The following is a 25,383-nucleotide window of genomic DNA, read 5'->3' on the forward strand; positions in this document are numbered from 1 at the left end:
CAACACAACGTGTGCGTCCTTAGCTCAGCTGGTTAGAGCACCACCTTGACATGGTGGGGGTCGGTGGTTCGAGTCCACTAGGACGCACCAACAAATTCAAACAAAAATGCCGCTCACTGAGCGGCGTTTTTGTTTTTAATCTTCTGATTTTAAATACTTTAACAAATACTGAATTTTATACTTCAAACAACAGCAGCTTTATGCACCCTCTCCTAATCACCGCTGTTTTGCTTAAAATTTGCAACGGTGACCAATTGGTGACCAAACAAGGTTGCTATCAAACTCCCAACAAAAAAAGTTTTGACCACCCTAGTGACTGGTCACATTTTAATTTTACAGGTCAAAAACTCTGGCGTCACTTCGGATATTTTACACAATGTAGTGGCACTGTGAATTTGCGCCACCTAATTAGATATGTCACAAAGCATCTCGTAAGACTCAAGGTCAAATGAAAACAATCTACCCACTAGGTAGTAGTAAAACGCCCCTTCTTGGCAATAACAATACGCCAGCAAACTGCTTAAGCTTACAGACATAACACCGAGCTACCGGCTCTAAGGCTTTAACCAGGCTAGGAACGGTAAGCCGTGGCAATAACGCCACCGGGTATGACTGGAAACGGCCACACCTCCCCATTTGGAAAGGTGAGTTATGTTAATTGACGCCTATGCGCGCCGCTTTAGTTATTTACGCTTATCCATTACGGAGACCTGTAACTTCCGTTGCAGCTATTGCCTGCCTGATGGCAACACCTGCGATTCACGCGCTGGTGAATTGTCTATTGCTGAAATAAAGCGCTTGGTTACCGCCTTTGCACAGCTTGGCACCCGCAAAGTACGGATAACCGGAGGCGAGCCCTCACTGAGAAAAGATTTAACCGAAATCATTGCAACCTGCAAAGCTGTGCCCGGCATCGAAAAAGTGGCGCTTACAACCAACGGTTACCGCTTACTGCGCGATGCTAAAGCCTGGCAAGCTGCAGGGCTTGATGCGATTAATGTCAGTATAGATAGCCTGGACGCTGATAACTTTCACCTCATTACCGGTCAGGACAAACTGGCCGAAATTCTTGCAGGCGTTGCTTATGCGCAAGCCGTGGGCATTGCGCAAGTTAAAATCAACACGGTGTTACTCAAACAGCATAATGCCGCTGAACTAGGTGACTTTCTTAGCTTTGTTAAATCTCAGCCTATCGCACTGCGATTTATCGAGCTGATGCGCACGGGCGATAATGCCAGCTATTATAAGCGTCAGCACTTAAGTGGCAGTCTGATCCAAAACCAGTTACTGCAGCAGGGCTGGCAACTCAAGACAAAAGCGAAAACCGATGGCCCGGCTCTTGAGTATTCACACCCGGATTATCAAGGCAATATCGGTTTAATCATGCCTTACAGCAAAGATTTTTGCTCCGACTGTAATCGTTTACGTGTATCCAGCCTCGGTCAGCTCTATCTGTGCCTGTTTACTGATAGCTATCAGGATCTGCGCTCTTTCTTACACACCGACGACACCGCAGCACTGCAGCGCTTTTTACAACAAGCGGTGCAAGGCAAAGCCTATAGCCATCAGTTACAACTGGAACACAGTGGCAGCACGCGGCACCTTGCACAGATCGGAGGCTAGCATGCAAACACACACTGCGTTCACTGCCCTGATCCTGGCCGGCGGCTTATCCAGCAGAATGGGACAAGATAAAGCCCTACTTAACATTCAGGGGCAAACTTTGCTGTCGCATATGCAGCAACTGGCATTTGCAGCCGGCGCCAAACAGGTTTTGGTAAGCCGTAATCAAGCCGGCTTTATTCAGGATTTAGCACAGCCCATGCTACATCAACAAGGTCCGTTGGCAGGCATTTTAGCCAGTCTGGGCCACTGTACCAGCGATAGATTATTGGTGCTGGCTGTGGATACACCACTGTTAACGGCCGACACGCTACACCTGTTGCTAAATGCTGCTGCGAACCAGGCGACTTACTTTACCGATAGCCCGCTACCTTGCGTGTTACCGGTTAGCACCAGCTTGGCTAACCAGATTGAACAGCAATTACATGCAGGGAAACGCTCTGTAAAACAATTACTCGACCAACTTGGTGCCTTATCTGTTGCAGGCCCTGCATCCGAGCTACTTAACACAAACACCCTCGAACAATGGCAGCAGTGTCTTAACGTTTTAGCGAACCGGAGGGATTATGCCCAAGCCTGACTTAACGCATTTTTATCCGCTTGCGATTTGTGTACTTACCGTATCGGACAGTCGAACTGAACACAATGACAGTAGCGGCGCCTTACTCTGCGACGCCTTACAAACAGCGGGGCATAACCTTGTTGGCCGGGCGTTACTGCCAAATAACAAGTATCTGCTGCGCGCTCAGCTTAGCCACTGGATTGCCAGTGATCTGGTACAGGTTGTGCTGATAAACGGCGGTACCGGCTATGCAAAAAACAACTGTACTATTGCTGCCATAACGCCGCTGCTTGATAGTACGGTACCCGGCTTTGGCGAGCTATTTCGCCAGCTGTCTTATCAGGATGTTGGCTCTGCGGCGCTGCAATCTGGCGCCTTGGCCGGGTTAGCCAATGACACACTGATATTTGCCATGCCCGGTTCTGGTTCAGCGTGTCAGTTAGCAATGCAGCAACTGATCTTACCGCAGCTTAGCGGAAAAACCGGGCCCTGTAATTTTGTCGCCCATGTTAAACATAGCCCCAGCCAAACCTGTGGAGCCTGACATGTCCAATATGCAAACCGCTACTCTCACCCATTTAAATGCCAATGGTGCCGCCGCAATGGTTGATATTAACGATAAAATGGCTAACCAGCGCGTAGCCAGGGCATCAGCCAAAGTGCAGACCTCAAGTGAGGTTATTAAGCTTATTGAGCAGGCATTGCTGAAAAAAGGCGATGTGCTGGCGACGGCACGTATTGCCGGCATTATGGCCGCGAAGAAAACCAGTGAGCTGATCCCTTTATGCCATAGCCTGATGCTAAGCAAAGTCAGCATCGACTTCCAGCTTAACCCCGAGCGGGGCCAGATTTATATTGAATCTTACTGCAGCGTAACCGGCCAAACTGGCGTAGAGATGGAAGCGTTAACGGCTGCATCCGTTGCAGCACTTACCATTTACGATATGTGCAAAGCCGTCGATAAATCTATGTCTATTCACGATGTGCAACTGCTGGAAAAAACAGGTGGCAAGTCCGGGCACTATTTACTGGAGACTCATCATGATTAAAGTGCTGTTTTTTGCCGCGCTACGTGAACGGCTGCATTGTGACCAATATACCGCGCATTGCGCTACCCCAACGACCGTCGAGTCACTGTTGTCACACTTACAACAGCACAATGAACAATGGCAGCAAGCCTTAAGCGGTACAGAGTTACTTTGTGCCATTAACCAAACCATGGTTAGCCACAGTGCCGAGGTCGTTGCTGGCGATGAGGTAGCCTTTTTCCCACCGGTCACCGGAGGTTAGCATGACGGTATTTGTTGCTGTGCAAACGGATGACTTTTGCCAGGCCAGTGAGTATAACGAGTTACGCCGTAATGCCGGTTGCGGTGCCATCGTTACCTTTTGTGGGCTAGTACGGGATCTGCAAAGCACTACCCTATCTGGCATGACACTGGAACACTACCCGGGCATGACGGAAAAAGCGTTAAAAGATATCGCCTACAAAGCGAAATCGCGCTGGGCGCTGGGTGCAGTGCATATTATTCACCGGGTTGGCTATTTAAAACCCAACGCCCAAATCGTCTTTGTCGGCGTGGCCAGTGCTCACCGGGCAGCCGCTTTTAATGCCTGCGAATTTATTATGGACTACCTGAAAAATCAGGCGCCATTTTGGAAAAAAGAACACACCACTGAAGCCGAATACTGGGTAGCCGCCAAAGACAGCGATAAAGTGGCATTAGCACGCTGGGAGCACTAAAGATGTTGCGCCACGCGCTTTACCTGATGTTCACCGTTTTCTGTCTTTCGCTGCAGGCGGCAGACAAGCTAACCATAGCCGCAGCGTCGGATCTCAGGTTTGCCCTTACGGATATCGTGGCGCAATTCAAACAGCAGCACACTGCTGCAACGGTCGAGTTAGTATTTGGCGCCAGCGGAAAACTCAGTAGCCAAATCCAACATGGCGCACCGTTCGATATTTATTTTTCTGCCGATATCCAATATGCCAATAATCTCTCCGAAGCAGGTTATACTGCTACCACGCCAGAGTTGCATGCGTTAGGTAGGATCGTACTGTGGAGTAGCAACACGGATATACGCGCACTTAACCTGTCCGATCTGACGCAAAAGCGTTTTAAGCGTATCGCCATTGCCCAACCAGAGCATGCCCCTTATGGCTTGCGCGCCAAACAAGCTCTGATAGCTGCCGGTGTGTGGCAACAGTTACAAGGTAACATCGTCTACGGCGAGAACATTGCACAAACCGCGCAAATGGTCAAATCCGGTGCAGCGGATATCGGCATTATTGCTTTGTCACTGGCTCTGTCCCCGGCCTTACACGATAAGCCTTATACGCTGATTGACGAGACGCTGCACTCACCACTTGAGCAAGGCTATGTTGTTACCTTGCACGGCGCTACTAACCCGCTTAGCAAACAATTTATCGCCTACCTGCAAAGCACAAACGCCCGCAACATTATGCTCAGGTACGGTTTTACTGAACCACAACGTAACCATGAGGAGCGCTATGCACCTTAGTCCTGCCGACTATCAGGCGATTTGGTTAACGCTGAAACTATGCAGTCTGACAACAGTTCTGCTGTTAATCGTTGCCACGCCGCTGGCGTGGTGGCTGGCGCGCACCTCGAGTAAAAGCCGCATTGTAATTCAGGCAATAGTGGCGTTACCTTTGGTATTGCCACCCACTGTTTTGGGCTTCTATTTGTTATTGCTGCTTGGGCCAAATGGCGCTATTGGCAGTACTCTTGAGCTTATGGGGTTCTCCCACCTGGCGTTTAGTTTCAGTGGCATTGTAGTGGCCTCAGTGTGTTACTCGCTACCTTTTGCCGTGCAACCCCTGATGCAGTCGTTTCGGGATATGGGCCCTTTACCGCATGAACTGGCGGCAAGCCTTGGCGCGGGTCCTTTAGATCGGTTTTTCAGCATTACCTTACCGCTCTGCCGCGGCGGCTTTATTGTTGCGGCAACCTTAAGCTTCGCCCATACCCTGGGGGAGTTTGGCGTCATACTGATGCTGGGAGGCAGTATTCCGGGGGAAACCCGGGTACTATCGATTCTGATTTACGATCATACCGAAGCGATGAATTACGCCGCAGCTCACACGCTTTCGATTGGCATGTTAGTGGCTGCGTTTGTTGTGCTGTCTATCGTTTATAGCGCGCAGCGCCGCTTCGCCCAGGTAGCAGCATGATTGCTTTACAGTTGCAGCTGGCACGGCAGCATTTTGATCTGAACATCAACACAACCTTACCGGCAACGGGCATCACCGCTATTGTTGGGCGCTCGGGCTGCGGCAAAACCAGCCTGCTACGTGCTATCGCTGGCCTGGAGCCCAATTGCCAAGGGCTGATTCAATTTAATAACCAGTCATGGCTAACAGGCACTGTCGCATTACCAGTAGAGAAACGACGCATTGGTATGGTGTTTCAGCAAGCTTTTCTGCTGCCGCATTTAAGTACTGAGCAAAATCTGTTGTATGGCTTTAACCGCACGCGAAAACAGCAGCGCTCGTTAACCCCCGAATTGATCATAGCCATGCTTGATCTGAAGCCATTACTTGGCCTGAAACAGCACCAATTGTCCGGCGGGCAGAAACAGCGGCTGGCGCTGGGACGCGCCCTGTTAACCAGCCCGCAGCTGTTGTTGTTGGATGAGCCTTTTGCTGGCCTGGATCAGCAAAGTAAAGCTGAGATACTGCCTTTTTTACACCGTATCAGCCAGCAAACAAAGATCCCTATGTTGTTAGTAAGCCATCAACTGGACGATATTGTGCAGCTTGCCGACCATATTGTCTTACTACAGCAGGGGCAGCTTGTTACACAAGGTCCGTTGCAACAGCAACTGAGTCTGGAAGCATTCTCAGCGTTTGGCGCCATGTCAGTGTTATATTGTCAAACCGGGGCGAGTATTGGCACCACACTGCTGGCGTTGCAGCTGGGTCAGCAACAACTGATGCTGCCTTATCAGCCCCTCAGCGGTGCTTGCCGCTTACGGATACAAGCAAAAGACGTCGCGATAAGCCTTGAGCCCATTATCAACAGCTCAGTCAATAACCAGCTGAAAGCCCGCATCTGTGGTTTTTCAAACGCGCCGCACCCGGCAGAACGCTTAGTGCAATTAGACGTTGAGGGCCAACGGTTACAAGCTCTTATTACCCATAACTCTATCGAACGGTTACAGCTAAAAGCAGGCATGTCCGTCTACGCTCAGATTAAGGCCGTTGCGATATATTAAACGTTAAACCGCAGCCTAGCCGCTTTGCTTATCACCTGTGTCAGCGCACTACCCCCAATGCAGTATCACCAGCCAAAGTTGTTCTGGAACAAGGTTTTGTTACGGCCCGCCTTTACACTGTCAAGGTATTGTTCATCACGCCGGAGTGCATCATGCCAGTTAGCAGCCAACACAAAGTTTACTTACCCGAAAACGCTAAATCTAACCAATACATCCTGGCCGAATTTAAAGCCAGCCCAGAACTTTACCAGCATTATGTCGGCAGCTGGCATTGTTATCAGCAATTAAGCGAACATCTGTTTAAACTTGCTGAAGAATATCAGCTATACAACGTGCATCTTATTGCAAACGATAAGCTGCCTGTGGTGCGGTTTCATCATGAAGCCTACTCACTGCAAACTGCCGAACAAGTGCTGTTTTTTTATAATCCACTTTATCACGAAGCTCAGGATCTGATTAGCACCGCTAACTATCAGGCAAAAAAAATACAGCTGATATTTTTAGCCACCGGCGACAATCTGCGCGCCAACGCTGCAGATTTTCACCTGCGGGTTTACCAGTTGTTGCAACAGTTAAAGCAGCATCTTCCTGTTAAAGATGTGGCGATAAAAATCAGAGACCACCAGCATTTAACCTACGATCTGTTCGCCAGGCTCAAAACACCAACCGAGAGTTATGGCTATAAACTGCGCTCTTTGGCGGCACGTTATAAAGCACGTCAGCTCGAACTGGCCGAACATAGCGCGCTGACCTATGTGCATGTAACCTTGCCTATTAGCCGACAACTAAAACAACGCTTTGCGGATAACCCAAGCGAGCATAGCAGCCTGTACCAAGGCTTAAGTGCAAGCTTCGAGCAGGCCATTGCCGGCAAGCAGCTGGGGCATTGCGCTATGGTAGCAAACGGTTTGACACCGTTAGTCAGAAATAGCAAGTTCGAACAATCAGATACATCAAATGAACTTATTCGCCTTGGTTTTGACCCAGCCCGCCCTGAAACGCCTTTTGTCAGTTATTGCAGCAGCGAAAAGTTAGTCGACTCGGTACATTTTTTAGTCGTGGCGACTGAAGATGACAAAACAGAAATGGGCTTTGGTAAGTTTATGAACCGTGTTGAAGCGGCTTTACACAGCTTGAGTGATAAATTGCAGCTGGATGGCAAGCACAAGGACATGATAGTGCGCTTTCACCAGCACATCAGCTATTTGTTTTAACCACACCGTAAAAATCCACCGCCATAGCAGGTGGTTTAGGGCTGACAAGCAAAAAAACCGCCTAAATGGCGGTTTTTTTCTAAACTTTATTCTTAACAGGCGACCGGGTTTTTCTGTGCGCCGAGAAAGCCAGCGGCAAAAGCATTTAAGCGCTCACTGCGGCTGTTTTCGGGCACCATTACCTCAATTAAGCTAAAGCGTTTGCTACGCAGAGCCAGCTCCAGTGCCTGGTCAAAATCGTCCAGGCTATTAACCTGCATGCCTACCCCGCCCATGCCGCGGGCCAGATCAGCATAATGCCAATGATCCAAATGTGTGCATTGCAGCGTTGGCGAAAAGGCTTCAATCATGTCCCAGCGCCGGTTGTTAAACACAATCACTATTGGCGCAAAACCATACCGGACACAGTGCCCGAGCTCTAATCCCGTCATTAAAAAAGCGCCATCGCCAACCAGAACCACTGGCCTTAAGCCGGTAACCGCTTGCACCCCAACTGCAGCAGGCACGGCATAGCCCATAGAGGCATAAAACGCAGGCGCTAACATTAAACTGGGCTTGGCGTGTAAAGAAGCAAACAGACAATCGCCGATATCTGAAATAATGGGTACGGTTTGTGTGCTTTCAGCCAAGCGCATATCCAAATGCTGTACCACGGCGCTGGCACTAAATTGCCCGGCCATGGTCTCTGCTTGCTGAGCAAGCGCTAATTGCTCGGCAAAAGGCGGCATATTTTGCGCATTAAGCGCGGCCAACAAGGCATTTAGCGGTAACTGATGGTAAGTCACTAAATCCAGCTTCAGGTTATTCTGCTCAATTTCAATCACCGATCCCGCAGGAAATAATGCAGCATGGGCCGCGAAGTTACTGTCGGTTTTAATCACGCCGATTTGCAAAATAAGATCGGCATCTTTTAGCAACTGCGTTGGCCTGACATCAGACTTATCCAGGAAAATCCCCCGATACAAAGGGTGCTGCTGATCAAAGCTGGCCCTGCCCATTAAGGTGCTACAAAACGGGATATTAAGATTTTCTGCTAATTGCTGTAATTCTGACACCGCGTCGAACCGCCTGACATCGACACCCGCCAGGATCACCGGTCGCTTAGCGGCTTTTAACTTGTCAGTAAGATGCGCCACCGCCAGAGCAAGCTCTTGCATCGGCACCTTGGGTGACTGGTATTGCCCCGCCAACGTCGTGCGAAAGTGCACCGCATCACGCGGTATTTCAATTAACACAGGCCGGCTTTGCTCGGCTGCGGTTTTAAGCGCCAGACGAATATCCAAACCTACCCGCTCAGCCGAATCCAACCTTACCTGGCACGCGGTGATTTCGCGATAGATATCGCGCTGTGAGTCAACCGTTTTTGCCTGATGGTGAATTTGTAAGCCTCGCTTTATTTCCTGCTCACTGGGGAAACCGGCGATAACAACCAGCGGTACATGTTCAACATAAGCCTGAGCCACCGCATTCACAGCGTTTAATGCGCCGGCACCGTAGGTTAGTAATACCGCAGCAGGTTTGTTACTAATGCGGGCGGCCGCATCCGCAGCAAATACCGCTGAGGGCTCGTGACTAAGATAATACAGCGGTAAACGATCCCGTTGCTGTAACTGCTCAAATAACGGCAACACAAAATCGCCAGGTATACCAAATAGCTGCTTAACGCCAAACAACTCTAACTCTGCTAGTAGCGCATCAACCAATAACATAAGCACCTCCGTTTTTTGCAGTGTGCTTGTATACCTGATCAGTTAACTTGACTTAGATCAACAGAGCGCTGGCTCAGACCAGCGCAAAAGAGGTAGTGCTAACGGAGTAAGGCTGAAAAAGGCAGGATTGTTACCGTATCGCCACTTTGTACACCGGCGTTTTCAGCCGCTAATACAATGTAGCAATTAGCATTGGCAATAGAGCTAAGCATACCCGAGCTTTGCGCGCCCAGGGTTTTCACTTTAAGGCCATCAGCCTCCTGCCAAAACCAACCGCGCTGAAAGTCCTGCCGCCCGGGCTGTTTCTTCAGATCAACCATGGTTTGCGCACGCCAGGTTGGCAGAGTTGTTGCTGCCAATTCGCCCGCTAGCTTACGTATTACCGGTTGCACCAGTTGCTCCAGCGTAACCACTGCGGCAACCGGATTACCCGGCAGGCCAAAAAACCAACACTTCGCCAGCCGGCCAAACGCAAAAGGTTTACCCGGTTTTATTGCCACTTGCCAAAAATCAATCTGGCCAAGTTTATTCAGAATTTGCCGGGTATAGTCGGCATCACCAACCGACACACCGGCACTGGTGATCAGCACATCAGCTTCTGCCATCGCCCGCGCAAACGCCTGCTCAATCTGCTGTGGATCATCAGGCACTAAGCCTAAATCAATAATGTCTACATCCAGTCGCTGCAACATGGCTTTGATAACAAAGCGATTGCTGTCGTAGATTTTGTCCGCTGGCAAGATGTCGCCGGGAGCAATCAGTTCATCACCACTGGATAACACCGCCACTTTTAAGCGTGGCTTTACTTTTACCGTAGCAAAACCAAGTGACGCTAATAAACCTATATCGGCAGGACGCAATTTATGGCCGGCATCCAATACCAACTGTCCGCTGCTGATATCTTCGCCCGCCTTGCGTACATGCTCACCAACGTCTGGTATCAGCTGACAGGTTATGGCTGGCAGACCGTTGCGATCAGCGACCTGACTAACAAGCTCCTGCATCACAACCGTATCAAGATCTGCGGGTAACACTGCACCTGTAGTGATGCGTACACAGGCCCCTGCAGGCACGTCAGCACTAAAAGCGTGCCCGGCCAACGCAGCTCCGGCAATAGTTAGAGGTGCATTGGGTGACACCTCAGCAGCGCGCAGTGCGTAGCCATCCATTGCGGCGTTATCATAACCCGGGACGTCAATGGCAGAAAAAACTGCCTCAGACAACACTCTGTCCAGCGCCAGCTCCAGAGCAACAGATTCAACGCCAGCTTTGGCATCGACCTGTTCCAGCATATTCTGAATCGCCTGCCCGGCGCTTAGCATAGGCTTTTTCATTGCTTAGCCATTCCCTTGCTGATTAACCATCCAAACAGCAGCTTCAACGCGGGAGCGCAGCCCCAGCTTTTTCAGTAAATGCTTAACATGAACCTTAACAGTGCCATCAGAGATATTAAGCTCCCGGGCGATCAGTTTATTACTCAATCCTTTGGCGATAAAACTCAGAATTTCATATTCGCGGTTGGTCAGGCTGTTAAGCTCTGCCGGGCTTTTCACCGCCGGGCGGCGTAATGCGGTGGCCAAAACCTGTGTTATGGCTTCGCTCAGTACCATTTTGCCACTGATCGCACGCTTGATGTGCTCCAGTAAAACTTCCGGATCGCTGTCTTTTAATAAGTAACCGTCAGCACCGTTACTAATGGCATTCACCACATCTTCATCTGCATCGGATACCGTTAGCATAACAATACGTGATGTTACCCCTTCGTCACGCAGCCGTTTCAACGTGGCGATACCGTCCATACCCTGCATATTTAAATCCAGAATAATTAAATCCGGATCCAACTCTGTTGCCAGAGGTATGCCCTCAGCACCACTACTCGCTTCAGCTATTACTTCCAAATCATCTTCCAGCGCCAGTAACTGTTTCAATCCTTTACGCAGCAATGGATGATCATCTATCAGCATGACACTGGATTTTTGCTCTGACATATCGGGCTCCCAAACAATTATTCCGAAGAAATACTGCTATTAGCATATAACAAGGCAGTGTCGTTTTTGATATAAATCAGTTAATTGCCAATTTACTTAGCCACATCAAACGGCAACGTTCTAACACCACCCCGCCACAAAATAACACTAAACATATGATATTAAACAACTAATTTTTATATAATTCAGATAAATACCACTTTATAGGTAACTCCAACTATCCACAGGACGCGAACTAGCTAACACCGAAGATACATTGTTAGCTAAGGGTTTGCCCTGCATAGTTTCCACAGTACCAACTATGGTCTCTATCAGGAGTACGCTATGTCAGATCTCAAACAGTGGCGACCAGAAGACGATACCTTCTGGTTGCAACAGGGTAAAAAAATCGCCAATCGCAATCTATGGATATCCATTCCAAGCTTGCTGTGCGGCTTCGGTGTCTGGATGCTTTGGAGCATTGTCACTGTACAAATGCTGAATGTTGGCTACCCGTTTAGTACAGCAGAGTTATTTACACTAACCGCAATTGCTGGTTTAACCGGCGCCACACTGCGTATTCCATCAAGCTTTTTTGTTCGGTTATGTGGTGGCCGTTATACATTATTCCTGACCACCAGCTTACTAATGATACCTGCTGTTGGCACGGGCTTAGCGCTGCAAAGCATCGAAACGCCACTTTGGGTGTTTCAGTTAATGGCTCTGTTATCTGGCATAGGCGGGGGTAACTTTGCGTCATCCATGTCTAACATCAGTTTCTTTTTTCCTAAAAAGCAACAAGGCCTGGCGCTGGGGTTAAATGCCGGCCTGGGTAATTTCGGTGTCACCACAGTACAAATACTGGTACCTGTTTTTATGTCGTTTGGTGTCTTTACCCTACTCGGTGGCGGTGAGCCGATGATCCTGGCTAAAGCAAGCGGCACAGTCACTGGCACTATTCCGGCAGGAACTGAAACCTGGATCCAAAATGCTGGCTTTGCCTGGTTAATTACGCTAGTGCCACTGGCCTTTTTACTCTGGTTCGGTACAAACAATATTCACACAGAAGAAGTCACACCTAAATTACCCTCTGCGTTAACTTCATTCAGTATCATACTTGCAATGCTGGGGATCGGTTTTATTACGTCTATCGCTGGTTTATGGCTGATATTGCCCGAGTCGGCCAACGGCTCTGGTTTTGGTATTCCCAAAGAGATAGTTCTAATTGCTATCTTGTTTGCCACGGTATTTTTATTAAAACTGCTTCCCGGCGCCATTCGCACCAGCTTAGATCGGCAATACAAAATATTTAATAACAAACACACCTGGGTCATGAGCGTACTGTACGTAATGACGTTCGGCTCTTTTATCGGCTTTGCCGCCGCCTTTCCATTGTCGATTAAAGTAATATTTGGCTACAGCCATATTATGGTTGACGGCGTAATGACTCACAGCACACCTAACCCGAATGGCCCCAGCGCATTAACTTACGCTTGGATAGCACCTTTTGTTGGCGCACTTATCCGCCCCGTAGGTGGATGGATTGCCGATAAACTCGGTGGTGCCTTTGTTACCCAACTGTGCTCACTGGTGATGATACTGTGCGCCTTGGGTGCGGCTTACTATATGCAGCTGGCCTATCAGAGTGCCACGCCAGAGCAATACTTTGTGCCGTTTTTCTTGATATTCTTAGGTTTGTTTGCCGCCAGTGGTATCGGTAACGGCTCCACCTTCCGTACCATCGCTGTAGTATTCCCCAAAGAGCAAGCAGGCCCTGTACTGGGCTGGACATCTGCGGTGGCGGCATATGGCGCCTTCTACATTCCGCAGGTACTGGGTGAGCAAATAAAAGCTGCCACACCTGAGTACGCGATGGTGGGCTTTGCCATTTTCTATGGCTTGTGCCTGCTCGTGAACTGGTTTTTTTACCTGCGTAAAAACGGTGAGTTTTATAATCCGTAACTTTCGGGGGGGCAAATACCTGGGGCGCCGCTGTTCTGACAATGGCGCCCCGACAGCACCATCACGCCATTTGCTGTTGCAATAAATACTCTGGTGTAAAACTAAAATACACGCCGGTGCCGCCTTCTTTACGCGCTTTAATCTGTATTTGTCCGCCTAAATGCTTGCTACGCTCCTGCATTATGGCCAGGCCATAATGGTTTAGCTTTTCTGCCGCTTGTGGTATGCCGACGCCATTATCTTCTACCGTCAGGCTGATGCCATCGCTACTGTGCTGTAGGCTAATCTTCAGCTCGCTGCCCTGGCTGTGGTGCACCGCATTCTGGCTGGCTTCACGGATAATTTGCAGCAGGTGAATTTCTTCATGCGGCGCCAATGGCACATTAGTCAACTGATAATCTAGCTGGATCTGCAAACCAGACTGTTCGGTTAACTGTTTTACCGTAGTTTGCAGCGCACTTAACAAGCCAGAACCGTCGACTTTTAAGCGGAAAGTGGTTAAGAGTTCACGCAGCTGGCGATAGGCCGCATCCAGCCCCTGCTTTAGTTCAGCTGACACATCAGCAACGGTGGCTTTATCATCTTTCTGGGTGGCTTTATTTAACCGGGTTACCTGAATCTTTAAATAAGACAATGCCTGCGCTAAGGAGTCATGCAGTTCACGGGCGATTACAGTGCGCTCCTGCATCAGCGCCAATCTGCGTACTTGCTGCTCTTCTGATTTTAAGCTGAAAGCCAGTGCCAGCTGATCAGCCACCGAAGCCATTAACTGTTGCTGCCAGCGGGCCAGTTTTTGGCCTAAAGGCACACGCGCGACAAGCACACCGTATTTTTTCCGTTCACGTTGCAAAAGAAAGTTATATTGATAAGTGCTGCAATCTAAATTCTCAGTCTGGCTCAAACATTCACCACAATTTTGTTCAACACAAGGAGCAGCATCAGAGTCTCCCGGCACAAGCTGCATATAGGGTTTATCACCCTCCTCTGTAAACAAACACAACTCCAAATTCTCTAGTTTAACTACCGGCTTAAGTTCATTGATGATCTGGTTGAAATCGGAATACTCGGGCACGTGCTCACTAATACGCTGCGCCGTGTTATACAAAAAAAGTAGCGTAGTGTTAGTATGTTTTAGTGCTTCGGTTTGCTGCTCTACCCGTTGTTCAAGATTGCCGTACATATAAGCAATTGAGTCATTCATTTTATTGAAACTGTGCGCCAGGGTGCCCAACTCGTCTTTATTCTCGATGGTCAGTCGGTGAGTAAAATCTCCCATAGCGACCCTCTTCGCTCCCTGCGTCAAGGCTTCCAGCGGCTGCTGTACCATAACTTTTAACCAGTAAATGACAATGGCTGATAATAATACCGTAACCAACAGTGCAACCAGTTGCAGAGTACGAAAATTGCGTACCTTTTGCTCTGCATCGTGCTGGATATAAGACACCAGCTGCTCTAACAACTGAATTTGCTCTGTAAGAGCCTGTTCAATCTTTACCGGCTGCTGAGGCAGTTGTGCCAACTGCGGTTCCAGCTGCTGCCAATGCAGTCTGGCAGACTCAAATTGATTCACTATAGTGTCGTTATGCATAAAACGGGTAAATACTGGATGTTGCCAGCTTTGATTAAACTGCTTTTTGGCATCTTGTAGCTTTTGCTCGTCCTGCTGCAGAGATAACCAAGCCATACGGTAACTTTGCATCCGTAATGAACCTGCCACGTTGACCGCATGGGCATCGTTATCAGTTTTGTCCGACAGCCAGTACGAAGCCAGCATAGTTCCAACAGCCAGCGTAACAATACAAGCCAGCGCAATATTAATACGGGTAACAATAGAAAACTGTCGCATAACCACTCCACTAATTTACTGCTTAAGCATACCTGCTTATATGGCATTGCGCCGCTTTGTTATTAAAAACCACCGACACAATTTAGCTACCCCTTTTTTCTCGCCAGGGTAGCTGCATTTACCTACTTCACACCATAAGGGGTAAACACCTGTGTATTGTCGGCGATTACAGCCCTACCCACACTACCACCTTGTGGGTATTTTCGTTTTTTATCAGCTATTTAGCGCTCTGGTTAGCATGATCTAAATCAAGCATCATCGCGCTGTTGTTTCTATAGTGTGCATACCAGAAAAGCAATATGTCTGTTCATGCAGGACAAGACCAGGAGTAAACCATGAGTCACCTACTCGACAAACTGCGGTTTTTTAAAACCCGCAAAGCCCCGTTCGCCGACGGCCACGGTGTTACCACTAATGAAGATAGAACATGGGAACAGGGTTACCGCCAGCGCTGGCAACACGATAAAATTGTGCGCTCTACCCATGGTGTAAACTGTACCGGCTCGTGCAGCTGGAAAATATATGTAAAAGACGGTCTGGTTACCTGGGAAACCCAGCAAACCGACTACCCACGCACCCGGCCGGATTTACCAAACCATGAGCCGCGCGGCTGCCCACGTGGCGCCAGCTATTCCTGGTATATTTATAGCGCCAACCGCTTAAAATATCCTAAGGTACGTCAGCAACTGATGAAATTGTGGCGCGAAGCCAAGGCTGCGCATAAAGATCCGGTAAAAGCCTGGGAATCTATTGTCACTAACCCGGAAAAAGCCAAAAGCTACAAAGAGCGCCGTGGCTTGGGCGGTTTTGTCCGCGCCAGCTGGGATGAGGTGAACGAGCTGATTGCCGCCTCTAACGTGTACACCACTAAAACCTATGGCCCAGACCGAGTTACCGGCTTCTCGCCTATTCCGGCGATGTCGATGGTGTCTTATGCCGCTGGCGCACGTTATCTATCGTTAATTGGTGGTAACTGTTTAAGCTTCTACGACTGGTACTGCGACTTACCGCCTGCGTCACCGCAGGTATGGGGCGAGCAAACCGACGTGCCGGAATCGGCCGACTGGTATAACTCGAATTACATTATTGTTTGGGGCTCTAACGTGCCACAAACCCGTACGCCCGATGCACACTTCTTAACAGAAGTGCGTTATAAAGGCACCAAAACCTGCGTTATCACTTCAGATTACTCAGAAGCCTCTAAATTTGGTGATACCTGGTTAGCGCCACGTCAGGGTACTGATGCTGCGCTCGCGATGGCGTTTGGCCATGTGATTTTAAAAGAATTCCATGTTGATAACCCAAGCGCCTATTTTACCGATTATGTAAAACGCACCACCGATATGCCCATGTTGGTGATGCTGGAGCAAGGTGAAAAACACCTGAGCCAGGGCCGTTTCCTGCGCGCTGCCGATTTAGTCGATAACCTGGGTGAGGACAATAACCCGGACTGGAAAACCATAGCGCTGAACAGCGATGGCCGCTTAACCAGTCCTAACGGCGCAATTGGTTACCGCTGGGGCCAAGCAGGCAAATGGAACCTTGAGCAAAAAGACAAAGATGGCGAAATCGACTTACAATTATCGCTAAAAGATAACCGCGACGAGCTGGTCGAGGTAGCCTTCCCGTATTTTGGCGGTGCACCGCACGAATATAAATACTTCCAGCACACCGCACATGACGACGTACAAATTCGTAAAGTTCCGGCCAAACGCGTCGAGCTTGCCAATGGTAGCACCGCTTTAGTTGCCACCGTATTTGATCTAATGCTGGCGCACTATGGTGTAGATAACGGCATTGGTGATGACAGCCGCGCCAAGTCTTACCTTGATAACGTACCCTACACGCCAGGCTGGCAGCAGCCTATTACCGGTGTGAACCCGGAAGATGTGATTCGGGTAGCGCGCGAATTTGCCCGTAATGCCGATAAAACCCGCGGCCGCTCTATGGTGATTGTGGGGGCGGCATTAAACCACTGGTACCACATGGACATGAACTACCGTGGCTTAATTAACATGCTGATGATGTGTGGCTGTATCGGCCAAAGCGGCGGCGGCTGGGCACACTATGTTGGCCAGGAAAAACTGCGGCCACAAACCGGCTGGACACCACTGGCCTTTGCGCTGGACTGGCAGCGGCCACCACGTCACATGAACGGCACCTCGTTCTTCTATAACCATTCCAGCCAGTGGCGTTATGAAAAGCTGGATATGACCGAAGTGGTATCCCCACTGGCGAACAAAGAAAAGTGGAGCGGCAGCATTATCGACTTTAACAGCCGCGCCGAGCGCATGGGCTGGTTACCGTCAGCACCGCAACTGGGCGTTAACCCGCTGGGTCTGGCCGCTAAAGCCAAAGCCGCCGGCGTTGAGTTAAAAGACTATGTGGTGCAGCAGCTAAAAGATCGCAACATTAAATTTGCCTGCGAGCAGCCCGACAGCCCGCAAAACTTCCCGCGCAATATGTTTATCTGGCGCTCTAACCTGCTGGGTTCCAGCGGTAAAGGCCACGAGTATATGCTGAAGCACTTTTTGGGCACCAAACACGGCCTGCTGGGCAAAGACTTAGGCGAGTTCGGTGGTAAAAAGCCGCAGGATATCGAGTGGACTGACAAAGGCGTCGAGGGCAAGGTCGACTTATGGGTAACGCTGGATTTTAGGATGTCCACCACCTGCCTGTATTCCGACATCGTGCTGCCTACCGCCACCTGGTATGAAAAAGACGATATGAATACCTCGGATATGCATCCGTTTATTCACCCGTTAACGGCCGCGATTGACCCGGTATGGGAAGCGCGCAGCGACTGGGAAATTTTCAAAGGCATTGCCAAGGCGTTCTCTAAAGCCGCCGTTGGCCACTTAGGCGTTGAAACTGATGTCGTAACCACACCGATGCATCACGATACCCCTGCCGAACTGGCGCAGCCTTATGGTGTTAAAGCCTGGTGGAAAGGCGAATGTGATGCTATTCCGGGCGTTACCATGCCACACATTAATATTGTTGAACGCGATTACCCTAATACCTATGCCCGTTTCACGTCAATTGGCCCCTTACTGGAGAAAATTGGCAACGGTGGTAAGGGCATCAGCTGGGATACCAAAGAGGAAGTGAAATTCCTGAAAAAACTCAACCGCGTTCACACCGAGGAAGGCGTAAACAAGGGCATGGCGAAAATCGACAGCGCCATTGACGCCTGCGAAATGATTTTATCCTTAGCACCTGAGACCAACGGCCATGTGGCAGTAAAAGCTTGGGATGCACTGGGTAAAATTACCGGTCGCGACCATACCCATCTGGCTCGGCCGAAAGAAGAGGAAAAAATCCGCTTTAACGACATCGTGGCGCAGCCGCGCAAAATTATCAGCTCGCCAACCTGGTCAGGCCTTGAGGATGAGCATGTGTCGTACAACGCCGGTTACACCAACGTGCACGAGCTAATTCCATGGCGCACCATTACCGGCCGCCAGCAGTTTTATCAGGATCACGAGTGGATGCGCGATTTTGGTGAGCAGCTGTGTAGCTACAAACCACCAATTAACCTGAAAACCGTACAGCCGGTGCTGAACAAAAAACCGAATGGCAACAAAGAGGTCGTACTGAACTGGATCACGCCGCACCAGAAATGGGGTATCCACAGTACTTACTCAGACAACCTGCTGATGCTGACACTGTCACGCGGTGGCCCAATTGTCTGGCTCAGTGAAACCGATGCTGCCGCAGCCGGCATTGAAGATAACGACTGGATTGAAATCTTCAACGTGAACGGTGCCATTGCTGCCCGAGCCGTTGTATCACAACGGGTACCTGAGGGCATGAGCATGATGTATCACGCTCAGGAGCGCATTGTAAACGTGCCTGGCAGTGAGCAAACCGGCACCCGCGGTGGTATTCATAACTCGGTCACCCGAGCAGTAATGAAACCCACCCATATGATCGGTGGCTATGCCCAGCAATCCTATGGCTTTAACTACTACGGTACCGTTGGCTGTAACCGTGACGAGTTCGTCGTCGTGCGCAAAATGCACAACGTTGACTGGTTAGACACTAAATAAGGTTGGAGTAAGTAACATGAAAGTCAGAGCCCAAATTGGCATGGTGCTGAATTTAGACAAGTGCATAGGCTGCCACACTTGCTCCATCACTTGTAAAAATGTCTGGACCTCGCGTGAAGGCGTCGAGTACGCCTGGTTTAACAACGTTGAAACCAAACCTGGTATTGGTTTTCCGAAAGAGTGGGAAAACCAGCAAAAATGGAATGGCGGCTGGATGCGCAATAAAAGCGGCAAGCTGGAGCTGAAAATTGGTGGTAAACGCCGCATTCTGGCGAATATTTTCGCCAACCCGGACTTACCAGAAATTGACGACTACTATGAGCCGTTCGATTTTGACTACCAGCATTTACACAATGTTGGCGACACCAAACACCAACCGGTAGCACGGCCACGCTCACTGATCAGTGGCCAACGGATGGAAAAAATTGAATGGGGCCCGAACTGGGAAGAAATTCTCGGCACCGAGTTTGCCAAACGCAAAAAAGATAAAAACTTTGACGAAGTGGTGCAAAAGGACATCTACGGTCAGTTTGAAAAGACCTTTATGATGTATCTGCCACGTTTATGTGAGCACTGCTTAAACCCGGCCTGTGTGGCGGCCTGCCCTTCCGGCGCCATTTATAAGCGCGAGGAAGATGGCATAGTACTGATCGATCAGGACAAATGCCGTGGCTGGCGCATGTGTGTGTCGGCCTGCCCGTACAAAAAAATCTATTACAACTGGAAAACCGGTAAATCAGAAAAATGTACCTTCTGCTTCCCGCGCATTGAAGCCGGTCAGCCGACAGTATGTTCAGAAACCTGTGTTGGCCGCATCCGCTACTTAGGCGTGCTGCTGTATGACGCCGACAAAATTGAAGTGGCAGCCAATACGCCAAACGAGAAAGACTTATATCAGGCGCAGCTGGATATCTTCCTCGATCCGAACGATCCGGTGGTGATTGCCGCCGCCCGCGCCGAAGGCATCAGCGATAACTGGATTAAAGCCGCCCAGCGCTCACCGGTATATATGATGGCGATGGACTGGAAAGTGGCTCTGCCACTGCACCCGGAGTATCGCACCCTGCCCATGGTATGGTATGTACCACCACTGTCTCCTATTCAAAGTGCAGTACAGGCTGGCCATGTTGGTATGAACGGTGAAATCCCGGATCTGAAATCACTGCGTATTCCGCTGCGTTATCTGGCCAATATGCTAACCGCCGGAGATGAAGCCCCGGTGGTACGGGCACTGGAGCGGATGATTGCCATGCGCGCCTTTAAACGCGCGCAGCAGGTAGATGGTGTCGAAGATGCCAAGGTGTTAAAGCAAGTGGGCTTAACGCCAGTGCAGGTAGAAGAAATGTACCGCTATATGGCGCTGGCGAACTATGAAGACCGTTTTGTTATTCCAACCAGCCACCGTGCCTATGCCGAAAATGCCTATGACTTAAAATCAAGCTGTGGTTTTAGTTTTGGCAACGGCTGTGGCGATGGCAATAACGGCGTAAACCTATTTGGCACTAAAGCCAAAGGCGTGCGTCAGGTTATCCCGGTTGAGATTAAGGACTAAAGCCATGCAAATATTACAACTGTTATCCCTGCTGCTGGATTACCCGAAGCAGCCGTTAATTGATGCCAAAGCTGAATTGCTGGCGATAGTGGCAGATGCCGCTATCGCGGCAGAGCTTAAGCAAAAGTTGAATGCTTTTATTACAGCTCGCTGCAGTGGTGAGCTGATGGACTGGCAATCAGAATACGATGGCCTGTTCGAGCGCGGCCGCTCGTTATCATTGCTGATTTTTGAGCATATTCATGGCGAATCGCGTGACCGCGGCCAGGCCATGGTTAACCTGATGGCGCAATACCGTGAAGCCGGGCTGGATATCGGCGTAAAAGAGCTGCCGGATTATCTGCCGCTTTACCTGGAGTTTTTATCTACCCAAGGGGAACAAAACGCGCAAATTGGCCTGGAAGAAATCGCGCCGGTGTTGGCGGTACTGCTGTGCCGCCTGCAGCAGCGCGATTCTGACTACGCCAGCATTTTCGCTACCCTGGTTTCCCTATCTGCTGCTGAAGTCGACTTAGCTGACATAAAGCAACAAATTGCCGGCGAGAAACGCGACGACACCCCAAAAGAGCTGGACAAGGTTTGGGAAGAGGAAATGGTCAGCTTTATCGGCAACGAGCAAGCCAATTCTGCCTGCGGCAGTGGCAATAAACCGACTGACGGTCAACGCCGCGATCAGTTTATTCCGCTAAGCACTGAGCTGCTCGGTAGCGAAGAAGCCGGGCAACAACTTTATAAAGCAGCCGCGGCTAAACGCGCTTAAAGGAGCATTGAAATGGCACACTTAAATCTGTTTGCCTTTGGCATTTACCCCTACATTGCCATCGCCATTATGGTGATTGGCAGTTGGATCCGCTACGACAGAGAGCAATACACCTGGAAAACCAGCTCCAGCCAGTTGCTGGAAAGCAAACAACTGCGTAAAGGCAGTATCGCTTTTCACATCGGCGTGCTGGGCATCTTTTTAGGCCATTTCTTTGGCTTATTAATGCCCAAAGAAATCTGGTACCTGTTTGGCATTACCACCCAAATGAAGCAGATGATCGCTATCGTCGCCGGTGGCATCTTTGGCTTGATCTGTTTTTACGGCTTAACCGTGCTGATTAAACGCCGCTTGTTTAACCCGCGCATTCGCGCCACCAGCAACCCTATGGACATTGCCATACTGTTTTTACTCTACGCACAGTTAATTCTGGGTTTGCTGAGTATCACCGTATCAATGGGCCATTTAGATGGCGCTGAGATGCTAAAACTGATGGCCTGGGCGCAAAACACTGTCACCTTTAACAGCGTGGCGGCAGCAGAAGCCATTAGCGGCGTGCACTGGATTTTTAAACTGCACGTGTTTTTGGGTATGACGTTGTTTGTGGTGTTTCCGTTTAGCCGCTTAGTGCACATGCTTAGCGTGCCGGTGCAGTACATCAGCCGTCAGCACCAGATAGTACGCCAGCGTTTTGTGCGCTAACTAAACTTTCAGGATCCGGGAGGCTTTAAGCCGTTGTTGCACACAAAGACGCCGTAAATCCATCCCTGGAGGCTCCTCTTTGGCATCCATGCCAAAGACGCTTTGTTTAGCAACAACGGCTCGCCTCCCTCAGCAGAATAGTGGCAAGCTAACAAGCACCGATTACAGAGGTTTAATATGATACAAGTCAACCAAGCCAGTATCAGCGAAGCGGCGATAATGGCCGAAATGCAGTACCACCCGGCCAGCGATAAACGCGCGGCCATGTTAAAAGCCGCCGAATCATTGATTATTGGTGAGCTGTTGCGCCAGCGCGCTAAAGCGCTAGGCATTAGCGTAAAAAGTGAAGCCAACACCGCCAGCGATGATAATTTTCTTGATGCACTGATAAACGCAGAAGTGGCTATTCCACAAGCAAACCAGACCGAATGCGAGCAATATTACCGCTTAAACCCACAGCGCTTTCAAAGCTCGCCGCTGCTGGAAGTCAGCCATATACTGCTGGCTGCAGCGCCAGAGGATGACAAAGCGCGGGTAGAAGCCAAAACCTTGGCCGAGCAGTTAATCACCAAGCTACAACAAGGCGAACCGCTGGCCGCACTGGCACAGCACTACTCAGCCTGTCCGTCGAAAGAAACCGGCGGCAGCTTAGGCCAAATCAGTCGCGGCCAAACCGTACCGGAGTTTGAGCGGCAAATATTTAATGCTGAGCCGGGGCTAATGCCACAGCCGGTAGAAAGCCGTTATGGTTACCACATCGTGTATATTGCGCGCAAAGTGCCTGGCCAGTTATTGCCCTTTAGCGCCGTCGAGCAAAAAATTGCCGACTATTTAAATGAAAAAGTACGGCGTAAAGCGGTAGCGCAGTATATTCATACGCTAATTGTTGACGCAGAAATAGATGGTTACGACTTTAACCTTTCAACTTCACCGTTAATGCAGTAGAGGCGCATCATTACGCCCAAGCTTATTTGCGCCCTGCTTTATTTAATATTTTATCTCAAACCTATCCAACAAAATTAGGGGCGTAAATATACGCCCCTACATTATTACTGTTGCAGTATCAACTCCACAGCCCCTTAAACAGAGTGAAAGCCTCATTACCCTCAAGTAGGTAACCCCTTAACCTAATTATAAATAAAGCTGTTTCAGGCTAGGATCTCTGCATCAACTGTCGTATGGAGCTTCACCATGAAAATAGCCGTTTCTGCTTTACCTTTTGCCGTCAGTTTAGCTTTATCATCTGCAGTAGTTTCTAACCCTTTACAAGCTGCAGATGTCAGCAAGCAATTCAACGATGCTGTAAAACAGAGCTCTGTCTCTACTCAGTTCCGCTACCGCTTAGAATATGTTGAGCAAGACAATGCGCTGGACGATGCCATCGCCTCTACCCTGCGTAGCCGCTTAAGTGTTAATACCGGCAAGGCTTATGGTTTTAGCGCCTTACTGCAGGTAGACAACGTTAGTCTGCTGGGTAACGATAATTACAACAGCACAGTAAATGGCAAAACCGACTACAGCGTGGTGGCCGACCCAAAAGGCACTGATATTAATCAAGCGCTGCTGCGCTATCAAAATGACAACGGCACCACGATAAGCGCAGGCCGCCAATTAGTGAACCATTTAAACCAGCGCTTTTTAGGTGGCGTCGGTTGGCGGCAGAACGAGCAAACGTTAGACGGTTACCGGCTGCAGCAAACATTCAACGCTAATATCAGCGCTGAGCTTGGCTATTATCACAATGTTAACAGGGTATTTGGTCCCAAAGGCGCCGGCGCCGACCAAGGCGGCAGCATTAATACCGCTTTGCTGCAGTGGCAGCTAACCCCGGCACATCAGCTGGCCACTTTTGGCTATGATTTTGACTTTGATAACTGGGTGGTGCGCAGCAGCCGTACCTATGGCGTCGACTATCAGGGTAAATTAACCAGCGGCCCGAAACTGAGCTGGCAGTTAGCTCTGGCCAAACAGGATGATGCGCACAATGCACCGCTCAGTTTTAGCCATCACTATCACCGTTTCAGCTTAAGCTGGGCGCTGGATAACCTTACACTGCAAGCCGGTCAAGAGCGTTTAGCCGGTGATGGTCAAAGCGCCTTCCAAACTCCGCTGGCGACCCTGCATGCGTTTTCTGGCTTTGCCGATGTGTTTTTAAACACGCCGAATAACGGCCTGCGTGATAACTGGTTGGAAGCCAAAACCAAGCTGAACGACTTCGCCTTGAGCCTGGCTTATCACCGTTTTGACAGCGACCTTGGCAGCGCGAAATATGGCGATGAATGGAACGCCAGCGCCGGTTATAGTGTTAATCAGCAACTGTCAGCGCTGTTAAAACTGGCGTATTACAATGCCGATACGTTGGCGTCCGACACGACTAAAGTGTGGTTGATGCTTAGCTATCAGTTGTAATCCTGATTGCTTTGTAAGGGGCACATTCCTGTGCCCCATTTGGAATCACTTTCTCTCTCATAGCTCCACGTTGGCCAATGTTGTTATTGGCTCCTCTGCACCGCCCCTGGTTTTCAGCGGGCGGTTTTTTCATTTCCATGACTGCGGTCTGCAAAGGTTGTTTACCTCCGATGGGGTAACAAGCTCAGCTTTAATGCGCTCTGGCGCGGCTGTGGCAATTCCAGCCCGCCAAAACTTGATCCAGATCAAACTTTCACCGACAGCTAACGCTAAGCTAAAACACAACATCTAGTGCATCAGAAATAAAATAAACACTATATAGAGGATTAAATGCTTAGGTTCACCGATGAGCAAATCGCCTTTCAGGAAGTACCAAACGAGGTGTCACTGGCCTTTACCATTGCTGGCTGTACGCTGGGCTGCAAAGGCTGCCATAGCAGCTATAGCTGGCAGGCTAATCAGGGTACAGCTCTGACACCGGTTTACCTGCAACATCGCTTAGATAGCTATAAAAACCTGATCAGCTGTGTATTGTTTTTAGGCGGTGAGTGGCAGCCTGAAGCCTTGATATCACTGTTGGAGTTAAGCCGCAATGCCGGGCTTAACACCTGTTTATATACCGGATTGGACGATGTCAGCAGTGAGCTGAAACAGCAGCTAACCTACCTTAAAACCGGCCGTTGGCTGTCTGAGTGCGGCGGCCTGGACAGCCCGAGCACTAATCAGATTTTTACCGATTTACGCACTAATCAACGCCTTAATCACTTATTTGTAAAACCATAAAAG

At 49.6% G+C, this 25,383-nt stretch carries 22 protein-coding genes, 1 tRNA gene and 1 riboswitch; of the genes, 19 read left to right on the forward strand and 4 right to left on the reverse strand.

What is annotated here, in order from left to right:
• The first annotated feature begins 13 nt into the window (after nucleotides 1-13).
• From ACYVIC_RS15995 to ACYVIC_RS16045, 11 genes are all read left to right on the forward strand, one after another.
• Nucleotides 14-90: transfer RNA gene (locus tag ACYVIC_RS15995), tRNA-Val, on the forward strand.
• Between the two features lie 436 nt (nucleotides 91-526).
• Nucleotides 527-663, forward strand: a riboswitch (molybdenum cofactor riboswitch).
• Nucleotides 652-1,623, forward strand: coding sequence for a GTP 3',8-cyclase MoaA (gene moaA, locus ACYVIC_RS16000; RefSeq protein ID WP_460861570.1), 972 nt, complete (start codon nucleotides 652-654; stop codon nucleotides 1,621-1,623). It overlaps the preceding riboswitch by 12 nt.
• A gap of 1 nt (nucleotide 1,624) precedes the next feature.
• Nucleotides 1,625-2,203, forward strand: a complete 579-nt coding sequence (gene mobA, locus ACYVIC_RS16005) for a molybdenum cofactor guanylyltransferase (RefSeq protein ID WP_460861572.1) — start codon at nucleotides 1,625-1,627, stop codon at nucleotides 2,201-2,203.
• Entirely contained in the window at nucleotides 2,190-2,729 is a 540-nt protein-coding gene (locus tag ACYVIC_RS16010) for a molybdenum cofactor synthesis domain-containing protein (protein ID WP_460861574.1), read from the forward strand. The genes mobA and ACYVIC_RS16010 overlap by 14 nt, the downstream gene beginning before the upstream one ends.
• 1 nt (nucleotide 2,730) lies before the next feature.
• On the forward strand, nucleotides 2,731-3,234 hold the full coding sequence (gene moaC, locus ACYVIC_RS16015; protein WP_460861575.1) for a cyclic pyranopterin monophosphate synthase MoaC: 504 nt from the start codon (nucleotides 2,731-2,733) through the stop codon (nucleotides 3,232-3,234).
• Nucleotides 3,227-3,475, forward strand: a complete 249-nt coding sequence (moaD, locus tag ACYVIC_RS16020; protein WP_460861577.1) for a molybdopterin converting factor subunit 1 — start codon at nucleotides 3,227-3,229, stop codon at nucleotides 3,473-3,475. Before moaC ends, moaD begins: the two co-directional genes overlap by 8 nt.
• 1 nt (nucleotide 3,476) lies before the next feature.
• A complete protein-coding gene (gene moaE / locus ACYVIC_RS16025) occupies nucleotides 3,477-3,929 on the forward strand; it encodes a molybdopterin synthase catalytic subunit MoaE (protein ID WP_460861579.1) in 453 nt (150 codons plus the stop codon).
• A gap of 2 nt (nucleotides 3,930-3,931) precedes the next feature.
• The gene (gene modA / locus ACYVIC_RS16030; RefSeq protein ID WP_460861580.1) at nucleotides 3,932-4,708 is read left to right on the forward strand and encodes a molybdate ABC transporter substrate-binding protein; all 777 of its coding nucleotides are present in this window, start codon (nucleotides 3,932-3,934) and stop codon (nucleotides 4,706-4,708) included.
• Nucleotides 4,698-5,381: a molybdate ABC transporter permease subunit gene (gene modB / locus ACYVIC_RS16035; protein WP_460861582.1), complete on the forward strand. Its 684-nt coding sequence runs from the start codon at nucleotides 4,698-4,700 to the stop codon at nucleotides 5,379-5,381. The genes modA and modB overlap by 11 nt, the downstream gene beginning before the upstream one ends.
• The gene (modC, locus tag ACYVIC_RS16040) at nucleotides 5,378-6,424 is read left to right on the forward strand and encodes a molybdenum ABC transporter ATP-binding protein (RefSeq protein WP_460861584.1); all 1,047 of its coding nucleotides are present in this window, start codon (nucleotides 5,378-5,380) and stop codon (nucleotides 6,422-6,424) included. The genes modB and modC overlap by 4 nt, the downstream gene beginning before the upstream one ends.
• Nucleotides 6,425-6,576: 152 nt before the next feature.
• A complete protein-coding gene (locus ACYVIC_RS16045) occupies nucleotides 6,577-7,638 on the forward strand; it encodes a DUF3083 family protein (protein WP_460861586.1) in 1,062 nt (353 codons plus the stop codon).
• A 92-nt stretch (nucleotides 7,639-7,730) separates the two neighbouring features.
• Here the strand turns inward: ACYVIC_RS16045 and ACYVIC_RS16050 are convergent, their stop codons facing one another.
• From ACYVIC_RS16050 to narL, 3 genes are all read right to left on the reverse strand, one after another.
• Nucleotides 7,731-9,347: a thiamine pyrophosphate-binding protein gene (locus ACYVIC_RS16050; protein ID WP_460861587.1), complete on the reverse strand. Its 1,617-nt coding sequence runs from the start codon at nucleotides 9,345-9,347 to the stop codon at nucleotides 7,731-7,733.
• A gap of 98 nt (nucleotides 9,348-9,445) precedes the next feature.
• Complete coding sequence (gene moeA, locus ACYVIC_RS16055) at nucleotides 9,446-10,681, reverse strand: molybdopterin molybdotransferase MoeA (protein ID WP_460861589.1); 1,236 nt, start codon at nucleotides 10,679-10,681, stop codon at nucleotides 9,446-9,448.
• Nucleotides 10,682-10,684: 3 nt separating this feature from the next.
• Nucleotides 10,685-11,335: a two-component system response regulator NarL gene (gene narL, locus ACYVIC_RS16060; RefSeq protein WP_460861590.1), complete on the reverse strand. Its 651-nt coding sequence runs from the start codon at nucleotides 11,333-11,335 to the stop codon at nucleotides 10,685-10,687.
• Between the two features lie 324 nt (nucleotides 11,336-11,659).
• Here narL and ACYVIC_RS16065 point away from each other — a divergent pair, with 324 nt between their 5' ends.
• Complete coding sequence (locus tag ACYVIC_RS16065) at nucleotides 11,660-13,276, forward strand: MFS transporter (protein ID WP_460861592.1); 1,617 nt, start codon at nucleotides 11,660-11,662, stop codon at nucleotides 13,274-13,276.
• 61 nt (nucleotides 13,277-13,337) lie between these two features.
• On the opposite strand, the gene ACYVIC_RS16070 is transcribed toward ACYVIC_RS16065, so the two are convergent.
• Nucleotides 13,338-15,122, reverse strand: coding sequence for an ATP-binding protein (locus tag ACYVIC_RS16070; protein WP_460861593.1), 1,785 nt, complete (start codon nucleotides 15,120-15,122; stop codon nucleotides 13,338-13,340).
• 335 nt (nucleotides 15,123-15,457) lie between these two features.
• Here ACYVIC_RS16070 and ACYVIC_RS16075 point away from each other — a divergent pair, with 335 nt between their 5' ends.
• The 7 genes from ACYVIC_RS16075 (at nucleotide 15,458) to nrdG (ending at nucleotide 25,380) form a co-directional block, all read left to right on the forward strand.
• On the forward strand, nucleotides 15,458-19,174 hold the full coding sequence (locus ACYVIC_RS16075; RefSeq protein ID WP_460861594.1) for a nitrate reductase subunit alpha: 3,717 nt from the start codon (nucleotides 15,458-15,460) through the stop codon (nucleotides 19,172-19,174).
• A gap of 16 nt (nucleotides 19,175-19,190) precedes the next feature.
• Nucleotides 19,191-20,726 (forward strand): nitrate reductase subunit beta, encoded by a 1,536-nt coding sequence (gene narH / locus ACYVIC_RS16080; RefSeq protein ID WP_460861595.1) that lies wholly within the window; start codon nucleotides 19,191-19,193, stop codon nucleotides 20,724-20,726.
• A gap of 4 nt (nucleotides 20,727-20,730) precedes the next feature.
• On the forward strand, nucleotides 20,731-21,486 hold the full coding sequence (narJ, locus tag ACYVIC_RS16085; RefSeq protein ID WP_460861597.1) for a nitrate reductase molybdenum cofactor assembly chaperone: 756 nt from the start codon (nucleotides 20,731-20,733) through the stop codon (nucleotides 21,484-21,486).
• A 12-nt stretch (nucleotides 21,487-21,498) separates the two neighbouring features.
• Nucleotides 21,499-22,188, forward strand: a complete 690-nt coding sequence (gene narI / locus ACYVIC_RS16090) for a respiratory nitrate reductase subunit gamma (RefSeq protein ID WP_460861598.1) — start codon at nucleotides 21,499-21,501, stop codon at nucleotides 22,186-22,188.
• Between the two features lie 177 nt (nucleotides 22,189-22,365).
• Complete coding sequence (locus ACYVIC_RS16095) at nucleotides 22,366-23,133, forward strand: peptidylprolyl isomerase (protein ID WP_460861599.1); 768 nt, start codon at nucleotides 22,366-22,368, stop codon at nucleotides 23,131-23,133.
• 246 nt (nucleotides 23,134-23,379) lie between these two features.
• Entirely contained in the window at nucleotides 23,380-24,597 is a 1,218-nt protein-coding gene (locus ACYVIC_RS16100; protein ID WP_460861601.1) for a hypothetical protein, read from the forward strand.
• Between the two features lie 330 nt (nucleotides 24,598-24,927).
• The gene (nrdG, locus tag ACYVIC_RS16105) at nucleotides 24,928-25,380 is read left to right on the forward strand and encodes an anaerobic ribonucleoside-triphosphate reductase activating protein (RefSeq protein WP_460861603.1); all 453 of its coding nucleotides are present in this window, start codon (nucleotides 24,928-24,930) and stop codon (nucleotides 25,378-25,380) included.
• The last annotated feature ends 3 nt before the right edge of the window (nucleotides 25,381-25,383 follow it).

The organism is Rheinheimera gaetbuli (assembly GCF_054781935.1).

Coding starts and splice junctions, on each gene's coding strand:
- narI (WP_460861598.1), top strand. CDS start 21,499: ATGGCACACTTAAATCTGTTTGCCTTTGGCATTTACCCCTACATTGCC.
- moaC (WP_460861575.1), top strand. CDS start 2,731: ATGTCCAATATGCAAACCGCTACTCTCACCCATTTAAATGCCAATGGT.
- ACYVIC_RS16100 (WP_460861601.1), top strand. CDS start 23,380: ATGAAAATAGCCGTTTCTGCTTTACCTTTTGCCGTCAGTTTAGCTTTA.
- ACYVIC_RS16045 (WP_460861586.1), top strand. CDS start 6,577: ATGCCAGTTAGCAGCCAACACAAAGTTTACTTACCCGAAAACGCTAAA.
- moaE (WP_460861579.1), top strand. CDS start 3,477: ATGACGGTATTTGTTGCTGTGCAAACGGATGACTTTTGCCAGGCCAGT.
- nrdG (WP_460861603.1), top strand. CDS start 24,928: ATGCTTAGGTTCACCGATGAGCAAATCGCCTTTCAGGAAGTACCAAAC.
- modB (WP_460861582.1), top strand. CDS start 4,698: ATGCACCTTAGTCCTGCCGACTATCAGGCGATTTGGTTAACGCTGAAA.
- moaD (WP_460861577.1), top strand. CDS start 3,227: ATGATTAAAGTGCTGTTTTTTGCCGCGCTACGTGAACGGCTGCATTGT.
- ACYVIC_RS16070 (WP_460861593.1), bottom strand. CDS start 15,122: ATGCGACAGTTTTCTATTGTTACCCGTATTAATATTGCGCTGGCTTGT.
- narJ (WP_460861597.1), top strand. CDS start 20,731: ATGCAAATATTACAACTGTTATCCCTGCTGCTGGATTACCCGAAGCAG.
- ACYVIC_RS16050 (WP_460861587.1), bottom strand. CDS start 9,347: ATGTTATTGGTTGATGCGCTACTAGCAGAGTTAGAGTTGTTTGGCGTT.
- ACYVIC_RS16095 (WP_460861599.1), top strand. CDS start 22,366: ATGATACAAGTCAACCAAGCCAGTATCAGCGAAGCGGCGATAATGGCC.
- narH (WP_460861595.1), top strand. CDS start 19,191: ATGAAAGTCAGAGCCCAAATTGGCATGGTGCTGAATTTAGACAAGTGC.
- moeA (WP_460861589.1), bottom strand. CDS start 10,681: ATGAAAAAGCCTATGCTAAGCGCCGGGCAGGCGATTCAGAATATGCTG.
- ACYVIC_RS16075 (WP_460861594.1), top strand. CDS start 15,458: ATGAGTCACCTACTCGACAAACTGCGGTTTTTTAAAACCCGCAAAGCC.
- mobA (WP_460861572.1), top strand. CDS start 1,625: ATGCAAACACACACTGCGTTCACTGCCCTGATCCTGGCCGGCGGCTTA.
- ACYVIC_RS16010 (WP_460861574.1), top strand. CDS start 2,190: ATGCCCAAGCCTGACTTAACGCATTTTTATCCGCTTGCGATTTGTGTA.
- modC (WP_460861584.1), top strand. CDS start 5,378: ATGATTGCTTTACAGTTGCAGCTGGCACGGCAGCATTTTGATCTGAAC.
- ACYVIC_RS16065 (WP_460861592.1), top strand. CDS start 11,660: ATGTCAGATCTCAAACAGTGGCGACCAGAAGACGATACCTTCTGGTTG.
- modA (WP_460861580.1), top strand. CDS start 3,932: ATGTTGCGCCACGCGCTTTACCTGATGTTCACCGTTTTCTGTCTTTCG.
- narL (WP_460861590.1), bottom strand. CDS start 11,335: ATGTCAGAGCAAAAATCCAGTGTCATGCTGATAGATGATCATCCATTG.
- moaA (WP_460861570.1), top strand. CDS start 652: ATGTTAATTGACGCCTATGCGCGCCGCTTTAGTTATTTACGCTTATCC.